Below are 17,320 nucleotides of genomic sequence, written 5' to 3' on the forward strand. Positions count from 1 at the left end.
CTACCCGCCCGGGTCAGAGGCTCGCCGCGAACTCCTGTCGCCGGATTTGCGCCGATTGTTCGGCATAGAGCCGTGATACGAGCCCGGTCAGCACGACACCAATGACGCCCCACATGGTGGCGAGGGTCAGCAAAGATGCGCGACGAAAGAACCACAGGGTATCGGCTGGGAAATCCCCCACCTCATTGACCGTGCTGAACAGGTTGCCCGCCACCACGACCACCAGCAGGTAGATCGCGATTCCGCTGACGACTCCCGTGTAGGTCCCAAACTTCTCACGCAATTTGACTGCCGCGTAGGTGGCTCCTGCCGCGGCTGCGACGGAGATCGCGACGAACCCGAAGTAGAGAATTGTGCGACCGCCGATGGTGTCGCCGCTACCGACGGCCGGTGGCGTCGCCGGGTACTTCAGAAATGGGACCAAAGCAAAGGCGACGAACCCGATCGCGGCGATCAATGCGGTCGAACCGCCAGGCTGAAGTCTCCCTAGGCGACCGAGAGTAGCCGCCGCGATGAGCGCGACGATGCCTCCGAGGGCGACTCCGACGCCAACAGTCCCGGTCAAGAGTCCCCAGGTTTTTTGCGTTTCCCGAGAGACTTCAGCGGCGCTGTCGTCGTGGGAATGGGTGTGTCCGGCCTCGGCGGCTGTTTCGATCCCGATCGCGGTTTCGACTTGGCTCTCACCGACCGCGTAGGCCACAAAGAACGTGGCGATGCCAGCGAGAAGTCCCGCGATCAGGCCACGGACAAGAAATGCTCGTGCGTTCATGGCGTATCCCTCCGCAACTCAGTGGCAGGGATAGCCGAGCAGGTGACGTCCGTCGTGGAGCCACTCGTGGACACCGGTGCCGGGCGGAACCGACACTGCACCCTGAGTGGTGCTGACGAAAAAGATCACCACCATCGCAAGGAGACCGAAAAACACTACCCACGGAGCAAGTTCTTTCAACGGGATCGTGGGAATGGCACCGGCAACCGGTACCGCAACAGAATGCGACATGTGTCCTCCTCAAGGGTTCATGCGCCCTTGATCATTGGGTGGTGACAGGCATTCGGGTCTGGCTTCACCCCTGATGATTTCTCGAAAAGGGATGTCACAGTAGCGCGACTGCGCCGGAATCTCACCGGCTTCCTCATGCATGCTTGCACCTGGCATCCTATCCCCAGCGATCGCGTGACCAGCCCGTGGGGTCGGCGCGCCTCTTCACGTTGAAAGTCGGGGATACAAGTTGGGCACTATGCAATCGAAGCTCGCTGAACTCGGCGGGTTCTTTGCCCTCGACGACACGGTCGACGATGCGACCTGGACGCCACTCCGCGCTCTCGTGGAAGACGGTGCCGTGCTCGATGAACGGGTCACATTCACGCAGGCGTTGCTGGCCGAGATGGCCGGAGCAGATATTGATCGTCGGGTCGCGGCGTCGACGATGTCGCTGGGGCTTTTCGCCCGCCTACTAGCGCCGCAGGTCGCAGCAACAGTTTTGGGGATCGATATTCCCGCCCTCGATCTGGACACGACTTTCTGGAAGCCGGCCGCCGCGGGCCCGTGGCCGATCGTCGTCACCGGACCTGTTGGTGTGCCCGACATTTCGGCGGCGTTGACGACGGTGATGAGACCCCTCGCCGAGGCGATTGCCGCGCACTACGCACTTTCTTCGACCGTGTTAGACGGCAACATCGCCTCGGCGGCCTTCGGCGCGATCGCCATGATTAATCTGGTCCGCCCCGAACTCGCTGACGCTGCGACCGCCGTCGGACGGCACCTCCTCAACGGTCCTTTCGTCGGGAAGGGGACGCTGAGCGAAGGAACAACGCCGAGCTATGTGCGGCGCTCCTGCTGCTTGTACTACCGAATCCCCGGCGGCGGTTACTGCGCCGACTGCATCCTCGGCCGGAGCTGATTCACGGCGCGCTGATGCACCGCGTCGGCAAACCGCTGCGCCAGCTGCGGGTGCCCTGCCCAATGCACGTGCAGGTACGACGCATGCAGGGTGTCGGTCGCGAAGCCCGTCGGCGCGTCGTCGATACTCCATGCCGCGACCGGCCCGTTCGCCGGACTGGTTTGAGTGCGGTGAAATTCGTGCCCGGTCACCTGCTCGCCGGTGCGTGTCAACAGGGAGTCTGCGGTGGCCGTGGCCACCGGGTATCGCAGCGTCAGCCGACCCGACATCTCCGCCGAGGCATGCACGGCACCGGCCATCGGTGCGCCGTCGAGCGTGTTCGCCAGGTACAGCAACCCCGCGCATTCGGCGACGGTCGGCATTCCCGATTCGACCGCACCCCGCAGGTCTGCGAGGAGTTCACGGTTGGCGGCCAACTCGCTGGCGTAGACCTCCGGGAACCCGCCGCCGAGGTAGAGTCCGCAGGTTCCGGCGGGCAGCGCGGTGTCGACGAGCGGGTCGAAACCCACCACATCGCATCCGGTCGCCCGAAGGAGTTCGTCGGTTTCGGCGTAGCGGAAGGTGAAGGCACGACCGCCAGCCACTGCGACAACGGGACGCTCAGTCCCCTCCGCGACAACCTCGGTCCCCGGATTCCACGCCTGTGCTTCCAGGTCTGGTGCGGTGCGGGCAGCGTGGAGGAGCGCCGGAATGTCGAGGTGCGCGGCGATGACGCGCCCCAGCAGGTCCACGAACTCGTCCGAGTCGTCCCGTTCGCTTGCTGTCACCAGGCCGAGGTGCCGGGACGGCGTGGCGAGTTGCTCGTCGCGCGGCAGCAATCCAAAAACCGGTAGTCCCGCGGTTTCCATGGCCGCGACAATCTCGGCGTCGTTGCGGACCGATCCGGTCCGGTTGAGGATCACTCCGACGATGTTGATGGTCGGGTCGAAGGCCGCCATGCCCGCTGCGACGGCGGCGACAGTCCGCGACTGTCGCGCCACGTCGATCACCAGCACCACCGGCGAGGATGTCAACGTCGCGACATGTGCCGTCGAAGCAAATCCGCCGGTGCCGAGCCGACCGTCGTAGAGGCCCATAACGCCTTCGACGATCGCAATATCTGCGCCCGCCGCACCGTGCAGCAGTAGCGGCACGATGCGATCTTCCCCGACCAGGTGCGGATCGAGGTTTCGTCCCGGGCGTCCCGTCGCGAGGCAGTGATAGCCAGCGTCGATGTAGTCGGGTCCCACCTTATGTCCGCTGACCTCTTGTCCGGCCAAACGGAGCGCCGCCATCAAGCCCATGGCGACTGTGGTCTTACCCTGCCCGGTCGACGGTGCCGCGATCACCAGTCGCGGTAGCTTCATCGGCTCACCATTCGATGCCCCGCTGCCCCTTCTGCCCGGCGTCCATAGGGTGCTTGACCTTGGTCATCTCGGTAACCAAGTCGGCAGCGTCGACGAGCGCGGCGGCCGCATTGCGGCCGGTGATGATGACGTGTTGGTGGCCCGGCCGGTTGGCAAGGACCTGCACTACCTCGTCGACGTCGACCCATCCCCACTTCATCGGGTAGGTGAATTCGTCGAGGATCAGCAGGTCGTGGGTCTCGTCGGCGAGCCGACGCTTCACCTCCTCCCAGCCTTCGACGGCGGCGGCCGCGTGGTCTTCGGTGTCGCCTTGCTTGCGGCTCCACGACCATCCCGAGCCCATCTTGTTCCACTGCACGGGCCCGCCTTCGCCGGTCTCCTCGTGCAGTTGGCCGAGGCGTTCCAGGACGGTCTGTTCACCGATGCGCCACTTGGCGGACTTCACGAATTGGAAGACCCCGATGTTCATGCCCTGGTTCCAGGCGCGCAGGCCCAGCCCGAAGGCTGCGGTGGATTTTCCCTTGCCGTCTCCGGTGTGGACCATCAGCAGCGGTCGGTTTCGACGCTGGCGAGTGGTGAGACCGTCGTTGGGGACCGTCGTTGGTACTCCTTGCGGCATCAGGCGGCTCCATTCAAGTGGTGGGTGTGCCGGCGAACCGAGGCCGTCAGCGCTTCGGCGCTCACTTCGGCGACCGGCAGATGTTCGGCACCCAGTCGTGCGGCGAGTTGACGGGCGAGGCCCAAGCGCAGCGGACCGCTTTCGCCATCAACGACGACGGTCGTGACGCCGAGGCTCGCGACGTAGTCGGCGGCGTGCAGCGACCGCGCGACGGCATCGGCACCACTCGTGGCACGACCATCGGTCACAATCACCAACAGCGGCCGCAGGCGCGGGTCGCGCAACCGTTCGCGCGTCACCACACGCGCCGCTTCGAGGAGTCCTTCAGCCAGCGGCGTACGTCCGCCGGCCGGGAGGTTGTCCAGTCGCGCTGCGGCGACGTCGACGCTGTGCGTGGGCGGTAGGGCGAGATCAGCGGCGTTCCCGCGGAACGAAATCAGGCCAACTTTGTCGCGGCGACGATAGGCGTCCAGCAGCAGTGACAGGACGGCGGTCTTGACCTGCGTCATGCGTTTGCGTGCGGCCATCGAACCGGAGGCGTCGACGCAGAAGAGCACCAGGTTGGCTTCGCGCCCCTCTCGGACGGCGATCCGCAGATCTTCACCGCGCAGGTCGATCCGCTCTCGTCGATCGTCGGTCGCTCGGCGTACCGCCTGTTTGCCCGCTGCGGCTTTGATGGTTTCCACCAGGTGCAGGGATCCGGTCGCGCCGACGGTGGCTCCGATACGACGGCCGGTGGTGGCGATTGCGCGACTGCGGCGTCCGGCTGTGCCGGCACCGATACCGCGAACAGTCAGGTGCTTTGGTCGATAGGGGTCCGTCGCCGCAGCGACGGTCTCGGGACCGACCGAGCCCGGTGACGGCTGCTGGTCGTCGGAAGCGGGATCTGGCGCGGGTGTGGATTCACCGCTGTCAGTTCCGTCCTTTTCTGCCCCGTCCTTGCCTGCCCGGTCGTTGTCTGCCCCGTCGGTCTGCGTCGACTCGTCGAGATTGTCGGGACCGTCCGGACGATGCTCGGGTTCCGGCGGTTCCGGAGGCAGTTCATCATCGCCCAGGATCTGATCGAGAAGTTCCTCGTCGATGCCGGGAGCGTCGAAGGGGTTGCGGCGTCGCCGGTGCGGCAGCGCGAGCAGAGCTGCCTGGCGGATATCGGCCTTGGTGACGGTGTCGCGGCCAAACCATGCAGCATGTGCGACGGCCGCGCGAGCAGTCACGATGTCGGCGCGCAGCCCGTCGACCTCGAACGCCGCGCACACTTCGGCGATCTTCAATAGCGCAGGATCGCCGAGTCGTACCGCACCAACGCGTTCTCGGGCCGCTGCGATCTCGTCGGTGAGCGCAGCCTCGCTGGCGGCGTAGTTGGCATTGAAGGCTGCGGGGTCGGCGTCGAACGACATCCGGCGCCGCACCACTTCGGCGCGCAGAGTCGGCTCACGCGGGGCCGCGACCTCCACGGTGAGGCCGAACCGGTCGAGGAGTTGGGGGCGCAGTTCCCCTTCCTCGGGGTTCATGGTGCCGATCAGCACAAATCGCGCCGCATGCTCAATCGAGACGCCGTCGCGTTCCACCGTCGCGCGTCCCATGGCGGAGGTGTCGAGGAGGAGGTCGACGAGGTGGTCGTGCAGCAGGTTCACTTCGTCGACGTAGAGGATGCCGCGGTGCGCGCGGGCCAGGAGTCCCGGTTCGTACTCGACCTTGCCTTCCGACAGTGCCCGTTCCAGGTGCAGGGACCCGAGGACGCGGTCTTCGGTGGCACCGACCGGCAGTTCGACGAGGCGAACCGGCCGGGTGAGAGTCGTCGTATCAGCGAACGGGGCGTCGGGTGAGGTGGCTGCGGGGTCGGCCGGGTCGATGGAGAAGCGGTCCGCCGCGTACACGTCGATCGGCGGCAGCACGGCGGCGAGCGCGCGGACTGCGGTCGACTTTGCGGTCCCTTTCTCCCCACGAATCAGGACGCCCCCGATTTCCGGGGCGATTGTCGTGAGGATCAACGCCAGTCCCATATCGCCAATGCGGCGACCGACGTCGGCGTTCTCGGGGGTGGCCGTCTCGCATCCGAGGACAGCAGAAAAGGGGTACTGCACCGGCATTTGAGGCTCCCGCTCATGCACACGTGGTCGGCGTTCAGAACGCCGCCACACAATAGGGTCGGGCGCGAGGCCGGTCTTCGGACTTGTCGGATCCCCTCGCATGGAGGGGCCCGATTTACCGCAGCGGGCCTGTGCCGGAATCTCACCGGCTTCCCAGATTCTCCTTGTCGGCAGTTGCCACCGTTTCCGATGCCGAAGCCTCCAAGGCACCTCGTGCCTAGTGCCTACGATAGCGTCAGCGTTCGTGTCCCAGACAACGAGCCCCGCGACCCCGCCGCCGATCACCGTTGTTGGCGTCGGCGCCGAAGGTTGGGCGGCGATGCCCGCTGAACAGCAAAAACTAGTACTCGACGCCAGCGTGGTTATCGGTGGCGCACGACACTTGTCGATGCTCCCCGACCGTCCCGACCAGCGGCGGCACGTTTGGCCGTCGCCTTTGCGCGAGCAGCTCGGGGCTTTTCTTGGCGAGGTCGCAGGCGGCTCCGTGGTGGCGCTCGCGTCGGGTGATCCGCTGGTCTCGGGGATCGGTTCTACATTGATCGACGTGCTCGGTGCCGACCGTGTGCGGGTGATCCCGGCAGTGTCGTCAGTCGCGTTGGCCCGGGCTGAGTTGGGGTGGTCAGCCGAGTCGTGTGTGGTCGTCTCGCTGGTGGGTCGCGATGTTTCGCTAGTGGTCCGAGAGTTGTCTGCGGGTCGACGGGTGGTGGTGCTGTCGTCGGACGAGAACACTCCCGCGGCAGTGGCGGACCTGCTGCGAAACCTCGGCTACGGCGCCAGCGTTATGCACGTGCTGGGCGACCTCGGATCGGCCGATTTCAGCCGACGCGACGGGACCGTCGCCACCTGGACCGGACCGTCGTCGAGGCTCAATGTGATCGGCCTCGAGCTGATCGGGCCGCCCCACGGATCGTGGGTTGCCGGACTGCCCGACAGCGTTTTCGAGAACGACGGGCAGCTCACCAAACGCGACTTGCGCGCCTCGGCGTTGGCGCGGCTCGCTCCTGTCCCCGGCGAGCACCTGTGGGACGTGGGCGCTGGCGCAGGCTCGGTTGGGATCGAGTGGATGCGCGCGCATCCCACCTGCACGACCACCGCAGTCGAAGCCCACCCCGACCGGGCAGAACGGATCGCCCGCAACGCCAGCAACCTCGGGGTGCCTGGTTTGCGGGTCGTGGTCGGGAAGGCACCAGAAGTCCTCGACGGCCTACCCGAACCGTCAGCGATCTTCATCGGCGGCGGCGCGACCGCCCCCGGCGTCGTCGACCATTGCTTGGCCGCACTGCCCGCGGGTGGCCGCCTGGTGGTGCACGGCGTGACGATCGAAACCGAACGACTCCTCGGCGAATTGCACGCCGCGCACGGTGGCGAACTTACCCGCCTCGCGGTGGAGGTCGCCGCCCCGATCGGCACCTTCACCGGCTGGACGCCCATGCGCACGGTGACCCAGTGGGCGTTTACGCGCGGAGCTTAGTTCCGCGCTCCCGCGCAGGGTCGTACAGGAACGACTCCCCTCCGGCCGTCGGGTCCAGCGCCCAACCGACCAGGATTACGGCTGCCCGTTTGAGCCTGGCCGCGTCGACGATGTCGGCGATGGTCGCCACGGTTCCCCTAAGGATCTGCTGGTCGGGTTGGCTGGCTCGGTACACGACAATCACCGGGCAGTCGGCGCCGTAGTCGCCGATCACGTCGTCCATCAGGGCGCGGGCTTTGGTGATTGCCAGGTGCAACACCAGTGTTGCCCGAGTCGCCGCGAACGCTGCCAGATTTTCCGTCGCCTGCATCGCGGTCGATCGAGCCTGCGTCCGCGTCAACACCACTGACTGGCTGATGAGCGGGACCGTCAGTTCCCGCCCCACGACAGCCGCTGCGGCCGCGTAGGCGGGAACGCCCGGCGTTACGTCCCACGCGACGCCTGCCGCGTCGAGCCGTCGAGTTTGTTCGGCGAGAGCCGAGTAGATCGACAGGTCACCGGAAGCCAGGCGCACCACGTCGTCACCCGCCTCGTGTGCTTCGACGATGCGGTCGATGATCTGGTCAAGGTCGAGACCCTGTGTATCGACGAGTTCCGCGTCCGGGCTGGTGTGAGAAAGGACCTCGGGATCGAGGTAGGTCCCCGGGTACAGCACCACATCGGCGGCGCCGAGCAGTCTCGTCGCGCGGACGGTCAACAGGTCTGCGGCACCGGGTCCGGCACCCACAAAGTGGACGGTCATTGCGCCAGCTCCAAAGCCTTCACGTAGCGAGGCGTCCACACCCCGGCAGCACTGATTCGCGTGGAACTTGCACCCACGATGAGCAGGCATTTCATGTCAATGGTCGTCGGATCCAGCGCGGCGAGGGTCGTCACCGTGAGCGATTCTTCGGCCCGTCCCACATCACGTCCCACGATCACCACCGTGTCGCCGTCACGATGTTCCAGCAGCACGTCCCGCGCGGTCGCGATCTGCTCGGTCCGTGACCGGGAGGCCGGGTTGTAGATGGCGAGAACCAGGTCGGCTTCGGCGATCGCGCGCAGTCGTCGTTCCACGACCTCCCACGGCTTCAGCCGATCCGACAGCGACATCACCGCGAAGTCCGCGCCGATCGGAGCACCGGCCTTCGCTGCGACAGCCTGCACCGCACTGACTCCGGGCAGCACGCGGATCGCGATACCCGAATAGGCGGGATCCTCCGCCGCCTCGAACACGGCAGCGGCCATGCCGAATACTCCGGCGTCGCCACCGGAAACCACCGCAACCTTCTCCCCCGCCTTCGCAAGGTCGAGGGCGTGGCGGGCACGGTCAACTTCGACGGTGTTGCCCGACGCGTGCCGGGTAAGGCCCACCCGCTGCGGGACCCGATCCACGTACGGGCCGTAGCCAATCACGTGGTCAACCTCAGCGAGCGCCGTCGACGCCTCGGGCGTCAGCCATCCGTCGGGGCCGGGTCCAAGCCCGATCACCAGTAGTTCCGCGGCCGGACGTTCGACGACCGGCGGCTCCGACTCATCGCCGTCGGTCCGCATGCGCGCTGCCGTGGCCTTCTTTGCGTCGTCGCCGGGCACCACGATCAGCGAAAAGTACGGCACCGACGCGGCGTCGACGTCGGCAACGGGCAGCCAGCGTTCCTCCGGCTGGGAGGCACGTTCCACGTACCAGGCACCGTCGAGGCGACCGGCTTGCGCGAGCGCCGACCGCACCGCCGGGAACGTCCGACCGAGCTTCATGATGATCGCGCCGTCGGTGTCGGCGAGGCGTCGAGCGAGTTCCGGTTCTGGCAGCGTGCCGGGCAAGACGGTCAGAACGTCGGATTGTCGGACCAGTGGTCCGGCGCTGCCGCCGATGGCGGCGGTCGCCGCGGCAAACGCTGGGATTCCGGGGACCACCACCGTCGGATAGATGTCCTTGAAACGGTCGTGCAGGTACATCGATGACCCGTAGAACAGCGGGTCCCCTTCGGCGAGGAGCACCACATTGCGGTCGGCGTCGAGGTGCGCGGACAGTCGTTGGGCGCACGTCTCGTAGAACGCCGTCATGGCACCGACGTATCCGCCCGGATGGTCGGTGGTGCCGGTCGTAACCGGGTACCGCAGTTCTTCTTCGATAGTCTCGGTCGGGATGAAGCTGTCGGCGATCCGCCGCGCATGCGACTGCTTGGTGGTTCCCGCGTGATACGCGACGACGGTCGCTTCACCAATTATTCGGGCAGCTTTGATCGTGAGGAGTTCGGGATCGCCGGGCCCGAGGCCGACGATCGTGAAAGTGCCGGTCATTCCTTCTCCTGTGCCAGGGCGTTGAGCGCCGATGAGGTCATGGCCGAGCCGCCGCGACGTCCGCGGACGGTGACGTACGGGATGTCGATGCCGTGGGTCGCGGCGAAGTCAATAAGGGCCTGCTTGGATTCGGCGGCACCGATGAAGCCGACGGGGCATCCGACGATCGCGGCCGGTCGCGGGCCGCCGTCGAGGATCATTTCCAGCAGGTGAAACAGGGCCGTCGGCGCATTGCCGATCGCCACGACCGCCCCTTCCAAGCGCGGTTCCCACAGCGAGACGGCGGCAGCGGTGCGGGTCGTCGACCAGTCGGCGGCTAGGCCGGGGACACGGCGGTCGTTGAGGAGGCAGAGGACGTCGTTGTCTTTAGGGAGACGTGCGCGGGTGACTCCGGTCGCGACCATGGTGGCGTCGCACAGTATCGGTGCGCCCGACGCCAGCGCCGCCCGCGAGGCCGCCACCATCTCCGGGTGCACCACGAGATCGGCGGCGAGGTCGACCTGACCGCTCCCGTGGATCATGCGGACGGCGAGCTTTTCGGCGTCCGCCGGAATCCCACTGAGGTCGGCTTCCCGTCGGATCGTCGCGAACGAGTCGACGTAAATGGCCGGGCCGGAATCAATGTACGGATAGTGGCGCGAGGGCCTGGTTGGGCTGGTCATCGTGGGTCCTTGGGAATCAGTACGCCGCGCCAGGGCGTGACGATCAGGTAATCGGTGGTGCTAGTGCGGGCTTCGACAAAGTCGCGGTCCATGCCCGCCCCGGGGACCTCGACGTGTGCCTCGCTGTAAGCCAGGGCCGGTCCTGGCGGAGGCACGCGCGGGTCCGGCAGTTGGGGTTCGACGAGCGGTGCCGCCAGTTCGCGCACATGCCACGGGGCGGTCGGACCCGTGCCGCGACGGTCGACGAAGGCTGTGGCCAGGTCGGCCAAGGTTTGGGCGGCATCGTCGAGGTCGACGACCGGACCCCATTTTTCGCCGACTCGGACTTGGACGGTCGCGCCGTCGAGTGCGACAAGTCCGAGGTCGCAGGCGTGGTTCATTAGGTCGCCACGACCGTCGTCGAGGACGAACAGGAAGCGGCCTGACAGGGTGGCGATTTTTGGGTCGGTGCATAGCAACCGATCGAGTTCGTGGCCGGTCGGGCGAAGATAGGCTCGACCACCGCTCAGTCCCGTCTGCGGCGAGATCATGATGTTGCGAACGAGTTCGTGGGTGCGCGTCGGCAGGAGTCCGGTGGCTTCGATGGCCGCGAGCGTCGCGTCGTCGAGTTGTCCCGTGCCTTGCAGGGCCCGAAGTTGCAGGTTTGCTCGGGACGTCACGTGAATGCGGCCGTCGCCGAACCGTTCGGCGACTTCGAGGATTGCCGCAAGTTGTTCCGATTCGACGCGTCCGCCAATGAGTCGGAGGCGGACGAGGAGTCCGTCGTCGGCGGGCCACGGGCGCAGCGCACCCGGACACCGGTCGCTGCGCGTTCGGTGGGCGTTGAGCCTTAGGCCGGCAGGCATGGGTAACCCATCTGGTCAGGGACCCAGTGCGCGAGGTCCGGCATTGACCTGGCGGCGATTGCCGCTAGGGCCAGCAGGTTTTCGGACTCGGGTTCATTCGGGCCGAGGCGCCTTCCCGGAGCGTTGCTCCAGTGGCTGCCGATTCCTCGGCGTGCCCCGCCCGTCCCCCTCACCGCTGCGCGTCAGTCCCGGAATCTCACCGGGTTCCCTGACCCCAACATGGAGTACGACTGGCAACTTTGGACCGTACCAGCCTCCCCGACCTAGGTCGGAACCCGCAGCACCCCTTGTTCCCGCATGATGCGTCGATTCCCGCACTATGTCAGACGTAGTGCGGGCATCGACGCATCATGCGAGAACGGGCAGGGGGGCGCGGGAAATGCAAGAAGACCCGCACCAAATGGTGCGGGTCTTCTTGTTTAGTAGCGGGGGCAGGATTCGAACCTACGACCTCTGGGTTATGAGCCCAGCGAGCTACCGAGCTGCTCCACCCCGCGTTGCATTGATTACGTTACACACCGGTGAACTTCCAACGCAAATCGGTTTGCCTGCAACGTGATCGAGGACACTGACCAGCCATTTTCTACCGCGGGTGGACGCCCATGAGAGCTGCCATCTGGGTGGCGACAGGCGTCAGGTTCAGCTTGTCGGGATCCTTCTTCGGCTTGTTATCCCACGGTTGCGGGATATCCGGGTTGGCCAGCGACGCACGATCAGCACCACGGACCGACGTCGGGTTGCCGACCGGGACGGCGCACTTCGCGTCCGTGTTGAACGGGAAGTCGTCGTAGTTGATGTCGAAGTTCGGGTTCTTGCGTTTGATCTCCGCGATCATCTGCTGGGTCGACTCGTAACCCCGCGTACAGCTGGGCGGATTCCCGGTCTCCAAGACGATCCCAAACCGGATTTGCCCGTTGCCGGGGGCGGGCGAATGGCTACCAGCCGACAGATTCGACAGCAGCGCGACCGTCATCTCGGTAGCGAACGAAGTCGGGGAAATCGCATCAACCGTCCGCCCCAACTGGCCGATCAGCTTGGTCGCATCGGCACCATTGTCGTCAAGAAACCCTGACAGTGCGGCCGCCGCACGGGGGCCATCGGCCAAAATCCGGCGGATCGCCGGGTCCGAACCCGCCAACTGCGCGGCCACCAGATCGAGACTTCGCGACCACTTCAGGATCTCGTCGGACTGTTCCGCCTGCGTCTCGAGAACCACATTCGAGCTCTTAATCAGGCCGATCGTACTGTTCAGGCTGGCGAGCCCGTCTGCGGATACCTTGTCGAGGGAATCGATCAGCCGCGACAGGTCGTCACCCTTACCGTTGAAGGCCTTCCCCAGCTCGGTCACGACGGTGCGCAACTGGTCGACGGGGATCGTCTTCGTCAGATCAATCGTGGAGGCAATTACTTCGGCGATCACCGGCGGCATTTTGACCTTGTCGATCTCCGCACCGTCAGCCAAGTACGGCCCCGCAGACGACGGCGGCTGCAAGTCGAGGAACTGTTCACCGATCGCCGACCGGTTTGCGACCACCGCAACTGACGACTCCGGGATCTTGTGGTCGGTGTCGATCATCAATTCAACATCGACGCCGCCCGGGCGCATCCGCATGGCACTGACTCGACCTGCGTGAACCCCTCGGTATGTCACCTCGGCGTTGTCGAAGATGCCACTGGCATCGTCCATGTGGACCACCACTCGATACCCGGCGATTCCGAGGGCCTGATCCATGCGCGCGAAACGCACTCCCGCGTACACCGCGGCAAGGAGTCCGACAATCAACACGACCGCCAGTTGGGTCCTCACCAGTCGACTGAGCGGCGGCATGTACGACCTTCTCTACGCATTGGCTTCACCTGGAAATCCGATCTCCAGGTGAGCGTATGACGCAGCAGTCGCCGTCCACTACTTCAAACCCGCACGTGTGAGGAACCGATTGCGAGGTTTACTCCTGTGAGGTTTCTCACGAACTGCGGTAGGGTGAAATTGCACCCCAGGTTCTGTACCAGGTGTTTTCTCCACTGTTCGACCTACCGAGGAGGAGCAATGTCGAACCACGCAATGAAGCGACAAAGTCATGGCAACCATTGGATGGGCGTAATCGCCTTCATTCTGTTGCTGACCGGCGGCGCATTCTCCGGTCTGTGGGTCGTTACCCTCGCCGACCTTCCCGCAAACAAAGGTATGAACATCACCTACGGCGTCTTGGCGCTCGGCTGCCTGGTGTTCTCGGTCATGATTTTCAGTTTGCTCGTAAGGCAACTGCGGCACTCCCCGGTATTGCCGGACAACACTCCCGCAGAGATCAACCGCTACCTCGCAAAGGTGCGCCCTTCCTAACTATCCCTGCAACACAAAGAACGCCGGCCGATCGGATTCCGATCGGCCGGCGTTCTTTACGCGTTCGGGCTATCCGCCCGTCGACTCGTACTTCTTAATTGCCTTGTCGAGGTTGTCGAGCGCCTCGCCGTAGGCCTTGAAGTCACCACTCGACTGGGCCTTGCGTACGTTCTCGAGCGCCTGCCCCAGTTCCTTCACTGCCGCATCACGGGCCGGGCTGTCCTTACCGTTGTTCGACGGTGCCTGCGGTGTCGGATTGGCTGTCGGGGCGGGCTCTGTTGCCGCGCCACCGTCCTTCTCCGGCGCGGTGGCCGCGACCGGTGAGATACCGACCTGCGCCAGCGCCTCGGCGACCGTCGGGGCATAGCCGACACTCACGTTGTCGCCGCCAGCTGCCGCGTTGTAGTAGGTCAGGACGCGGTACAGCTTCGGAATCGCCGAGTTACCACTCTTGGCCTCGGTGTACATCGGCTGGACGTACAGGATGCCGTTGCCGCCCACCGGCAGCGCCAACAGGTTGCCGTAGGTGACCTTGGTGGTTTCCTCCACCAGCTTTCGGTCCGACGCGACGCGACCATTCGAGGTCATGTTCTCGGCCGCCTGCTGCGGGCCCATCGTCTGGTTGATTGTGGGCAACACCTTGACGGTGATCTTGCCGTAGCCGTCGGGGTCGGACGCCGCCGTCATGTAGGCCGCCAAGTTCGGTCGATTCAACGCCGTCATGACCGCGGTCAGCTGGTACTGAGCGTCGTAACCGAAGGGGCGGCTCGCCGTGAAGTAGTACGGCGGCTGCTGCAACCGGTTGTCATCGCTGGTTGTCGGGTCGGCCGGAACCGTCCAGAAGTTATTCGCCCGGTAGAACGTGCCCGAGTCGGCCACGTGGTACTTGGAAAGCAACTGACGCTGCAGCTTGAACAGATCTTCCGGGTACCGCATGTGCGCTAGCAGGTCGGTGTTCTTGTCCAGGTCCGCGCGCGGCTTCACCGTGCCCGGGAACACCTTCATCCAGGTCTTGAGGACCGGGTCTTGGGTGTCGAACTGGTAGAGATCGACTTCGCCGGTGTACGCATCGACAGTTGCCTTGACCGAGTTACGAACATACGAGACATCCTCGTCGGGCAGCTGGCGGCCGGTCTGGCCGACAGTCGTCGCCCGCGAATCTGCGGTGGCCTCGGCGAGCGACATGCGCTGCGCGTACGGGTAGTTCTGCAGCGTCGTGTAGCCGTCGACGATCCACTTGATCTGGCCGTCAATCACGGCAGGGTAGGTCTTCGAATCGACCTTCAACCACGGTGCCGCCTTCTTGACGCGATCGCGCGGGTCACGGTTGTACAGCAGCTTCGATGCCTCGTTGATTTGATCCGACAGCACAAAGTTCCGCTCGCCGTACTTCAGCGCGTACAGCAGTCGGGTGCCGAGGTTACTCAGCGGCACACCCGAATCAGCAGTGTAGGTGTAGGTGAGGCCGTCACCGTCGTACTCGTGCTTCTGCCCGTCTGCCGATCCGACGATCGCGTAGTCGGGGTTCACGTTGGCGAGAAGCTCACCGAAATAGATGCGAGGCTGCTTCACCTGAATCGGCTGCTGGGCGTAGCCGGGCTTACCGATCGTGTCGAGGTCGGACACCAAGAACACCGGCTGCCCACCGCGGTCCGAACGACTGTCCGCGCCGCTGGCCTCGTCGACCTTGTTTGCCTGAGCCGCAATGAAACCATTGCCGTGCGTGTACACGGTGTGCTTATTGATCCAGCCCTGCTGGTTTGCGTCGTACTTCGAGGGGTCGAGTTCGCGGACCGCAACCACGAAGTCGCGCTGACGTTCAACCGTCTGTTCCGAGTCCGGCAGCGTTTCCTTGACCGGGTATCGGTCGACGGCCAACTGCTTGGGGAAGCCGTAGAAGTTCTTGAGCTGCTGACGCTGGTCGAAGGCGCGCGACACCACGTCCGGGTCCAGGATGCGGATGTTCGACAGCGTCGGCTCGTCTGCGTTCACCAACTCCGGCTTCGCGGGCGTCGAAGTCCAGTTCTGCTCGTACGTGACATCGACGCCGTCCCGAATCCGGTAGGCATCGGTGGTGGCTTGGATATTGCGCTGGATGTAGGGGTCTTCCTTGGTGATGGCGCTCGGCTTCACCGAGAACTGTTCCATCGCCGCCGGCCAGATGACACCGATAATCAGCGCCGAAACCAGCATCAACACGGCAGCCAGGGCCGGGATGCGCAGGTCACGCAGGGCGATGGCCGCGAAGAAGGCAATCGCACAGACAATCGCAATAGCCATCAGGATCAGCTTCGACGGCAGCACGAAGTTAATGTCGGTGTACGTGGCGCCGGTGAAAATGTCGCCGCGACGGTCGCTGTAGAGCAGGTCGTAACGGTCGAACCAGTAGCCAACCGCCTTGGCGATCATGAACAGGCCCGCGATAACCGCGAGCTGGACCCGAGCGGCACGGGTCAGCGATCCGCGTTGCCCGCCGCCGCCAAGTTTGATTCCGCCAAACACGTAGTGCATCACCAGGTTGCCGATGAAGGCGACAACCAGCGCAATGATCACGATGTCGAGGATCATCCGGAAGAACGGCAACGAGAACGCGTAGAAGCCGATATCCATGTTGAACTGCGGATCTTTGATCCCGAACGATTCACGGTTGACGAAAGTTTGGACCGTCGCCCACGAACCCTGCGCGATGAGGCCTGCCATCAAACCAATCAGCACCGCCGGTAGCGCGAACATGAGTTTTGGTCGGGTACCGATGGTGGTGCGGTAGCGCGCGAGGGGATCGTTGGGACTCGAAAGCATCACGAAGTCAGGTCGCACCCGGTAAGCGGCATACATGGCACCGAAGATCACCGCGGCCACAAATACTGCAACCACCGCGAAGACGACGATCCGCGTGACGATCGTCGTGCTCATCACCTCGGTGTAACCGATCGACGAGTACCAAAGCCAGTCGGTAATCAGCGACACCACGCGCGGCGCTATGAGCACCAAGAGCAGAAGCCCGACGCCGATCCCGATCAGGATCTTCGACCGCCGCGACAGCGATGGCCGAGGGTGCGATCCAGTCATGCTCACCACGTGAATAAACTCCCTGATTACTCCGTGCCCGCGCCACTGCGAGCACAATGCCGACCAGCTTACCGATTTGTGCGAGTCGGCCCAGTTGACCGTGGCCCGCGCACGGCACAATGGAGTCCGTGACCCCTTCCGAAAGTTCCTCACGCCCCGGCTTTTCGCAGGCCGACGTCGGCAATGCCCTCGCCCAATGCCTCGCCTACACCGCCGAGTTGCCCTGGGGTTCGCGGCCGATTTTGTTCGCGTTGGTTCCGACCGCGGTATTGGCCGCCCAGGCTCCGGGCCTGGTGGATCCCGACGACGTTTCGGCGTTGAGCCCGGTGGTTCAGGAAACCGAGAGCGACGACCTCGAGCAACTTCTCACCACGGTGGCGTGGCCACCACAGGTGGTCGGGTGTGCGCTGGTGTCGGAAATTACGCTACTGCCACCGGACGCCGAGGCCGATTTGGATGCCGCGCTTGAGCCGCTACTGGCCGACGCCGATGCCGCCGACGAGGCGGCTCGTCAGGCAGCCCACGCCCATCCGGATCGTCAGCAGGCTCGCCTCGCCGCAGGTGTGCTGCGCAACGGTAAGCGGGTTGCGCTTCTAGCCTTGCGCGACGGCGATGGTCAGTCCGGTGACCTGCAAACTCACCCCGATCTCGCGCCGAACCTGCTCGATTCGCTCGCCGAGACTTTCCACGGCTAAC

At 64.9% G+C, this 17,320-nt stretch carries 15 protein-coding genes, 1 tRNA gene and 2 riboswitches; of the genes, 4 read left to right on the forward strand and 12 right to left on the reverse strand.

The window, feature by feature from the left end:
- Window positions 1–13: 13 nt before the first annotated feature.
- Window positions 14–769, reverse strand: a complete 756-nt coding sequence (locus WBA38_RS04615) for a CbtA family protein (protein ID WP_424293908.1) — start codon at window positions 767–769, stop codon at window positions 14–16.
- Between the two features lie 18 nt (window positions 770–787).
- A complete protein-coding gene (locus WBA38_RS04620; RefSeq protein ID WP_424293907.1) occupies window positions 788–1,000 on the reverse strand; it encodes a CbtB domain-containing protein in 213 nt (70 codons plus the stop codon).
- 238 nt (window positions 1,001–1,238) lie between these two features.
- Between WBA38_RS04620 and WBA38_RS04625 the strand changes: the two genes are divergently transcribed.
- Complete coding sequence (locus WBA38_RS04625; RefSeq protein WP_424293906.1) at window positions 1,239–1,901, forward strand: (2Fe-2S)-binding protein; 663 nt, start codon at window positions 1,239–1,241, stop codon at window positions 1,899–1,901.
- Here the strand turns inward: WBA38_RS04625 and WBA38_RS04630 are convergent.
- From WBA38_RS04630 to WBA38_RS04640, 3 genes are read right to left on the reverse strand one after another with little or no spacing between them, the layout of a single operon-like run.
- On the reverse strand, window positions 1,868–3,247 hold the full coding sequence (locus WBA38_RS04630; RefSeq protein ID WP_424322195.1) for a cobyrinate a,c-diamide synthase: 1,380 nt from the start codon (window positions 3,245–3,247) through the stop codon (window positions 1,868–1,870). The genes WBA38_RS04625 and WBA38_RS04630 overlap by 34 nt on opposite strands.
- 4 nt (window positions 3,248–3,251) lie before the next feature.
- Window positions 3,252–3,866 carry a cob(I)yrinic acid a,c-diamide adenosyltransferase gene (gene cobO / locus WBA38_RS04635; protein ID WP_424322197.1) on the reverse strand — a complete coding sequence of 205 codons (615 nt, stop codon included), beginning with the start codon at window positions 3,864–3,866 and terminating at the stop codon, window positions 3,252–3,254.
- Window positions 3,866–5,956, reverse strand: coding sequence for a VWA domain-containing protein (locus WBA38_RS04640; protein WP_424322198.1), 2,091 nt, complete (start codon window positions 5,954–5,956; stop codon window positions 3,866–3,868). The genes cobO and WBA38_RS04640 overlap by 1 nt, the downstream gene beginning before the upstream one ends.
- Before the next feature lie 51 nt (window positions 5,957–6,007).
- Window positions 6,008–6,154, reverse strand: a riboswitch (cobalamin riboswitch).
- A 46-nt stretch (window positions 6,155–6,200) separates the two neighbouring features.
- Here WBA38_RS04640 and cbiE point away from each other — a divergent pair.
- Window positions 6,201–7,427 carry a precorrin-6y C5,15-methyltransferase (decarboxylating) subunit CbiE gene (gene cbiE, locus WBA38_RS04645; RefSeq protein WP_424322199.1) on the forward strand — a complete coding sequence of 409 codons (1,227 nt, stop codon included), beginning with the start codon at window positions 6,201–6,203 and terminating at the stop codon, window positions 7,425–7,427.
- Here the strand turns inward: cbiE and cobM are convergent.
- From cobM to WBA38_RS04675, 6 genes are all read right to left on the reverse strand, one after another.
- Window positions 7,411–8,169: a precorrin-4 C(11)-methyltransferase gene (gene cobM / locus WBA38_RS04650; RefSeq protein WP_424322200.1), complete on the reverse strand. Its 759-nt coding sequence runs from the start codon at window positions 8,167–8,169 to the stop codon at window positions 7,411–7,413. The two genes, cbiE and cobM, sit on opposite strands and share 17 nt — an antisense overlap.
- Window positions 8,166–9,707 carry a precorrin-3B C(17)-methyltransferase gene (gene cobJ, locus WBA38_RS04655; RefSeq protein WP_424322201.1) on the reverse strand — a complete coding sequence of 514 codons (1,542 nt, stop codon included), beginning with the start codon at window positions 9,705–9,707 and terminating at the stop codon, window positions 8,166–8,168. Before cobJ ends, cobM begins: the two co-directional genes overlap by 4 nt.
- On the reverse strand, window positions 9,704–10,369 hold the full coding sequence (locus WBA38_RS04660) for a precorrin-8X methylmutase (protein ID WP_424294090.1): 666 nt from the start codon (window positions 10,367–10,369) through the stop codon (window positions 9,704–9,706). Before WBA38_RS04660 ends, cobJ begins: the two co-directional genes overlap by 4 nt.
- On the reverse strand, window positions 10,366–11,214 hold the full coding sequence (locus WBA38_RS04665; RefSeq protein ID WP_424294089.1) for a nitrite reductase: 849 nt from the start codon (window positions 11,212–11,214) through the stop codon (window positions 10,366–10,368). Before WBA38_RS04665 ends, WBA38_RS04660 begins: the two co-directional genes overlap by 4 nt.
- A 55-nt stretch (window positions 11,215–11,269) precedes the next feature.
- Window positions 11,270–11,464, reverse strand: a riboswitch (cobalamin riboswitch).
- 173 nt (window positions 11,465–11,637) lie between these two features.
- Window positions 11,638–11,711 (reverse strand) — tRNA-Met (locus WBA38_RS04670).
- Between the two features lie 86 nt (window positions 11,712–11,797).
- Complete coding sequence (locus WBA38_RS04675; protein WP_424322202.1) at window positions 11,798–13,042, reverse strand: MCE family protein; 1,245 nt, start codon at window positions 13,040–13,042, stop codon at window positions 11,798–11,800.
- Window positions 13,043–13,261: 219 nt separating this feature from the next.
- Here WBA38_RS04675 and WBA38_RS04680 point away from each other — a divergent pair, with 219 nt between their 5' ends.
- Window positions 13,262–13,555, forward strand: coding sequence for a hypothetical protein (locus WBA38_RS04680; RefSeq protein ID WP_424322203.1), 294 nt, complete (start codon window positions 13,262–13,264; stop codon window positions 13,553–13,555).
- A 69-nt stretch (window positions 13,556–13,624) separates the two neighbouring features.
- On the opposite strand, the gene WBA38_RS04685 is transcribed toward WBA38_RS04680, so the two are convergent.
- Window positions 13,625–16,624: a UPF0182 family protein gene (locus WBA38_RS04685; protein ID WP_424322204.1), complete on the reverse strand. Its 3,000-nt coding sequence runs from the start codon at window positions 16,622–16,624 to the stop codon at window positions 13,625–13,627.
- 128 nt (window positions 16,625–16,752) lie between these two features.
- Between WBA38_RS04685 and WBA38_RS04690 the strand changes: the two genes are divergently transcribed.
- Window positions 16,753–17,319, forward strand: a complete 567-nt coding sequence (locus tag WBA38_RS04690) for a PPA1309 family protein (RefSeq protein WP_424293453.1) — start codon at window positions 16,753–16,755, stop codon at window positions 17,317–17,319.
- Window position 17,320: the final 1 nt, after the last annotated feature.

The organism is Gordonia sp. (in: high G+C Gram-positive bacteria) (genome assembly GCF_049647785.1).
Classification (GTDB): Bacteria; Actinomycetota; Actinomycetes; order Mycobacteriales; family Mycobacteriaceae; genus Gordonia.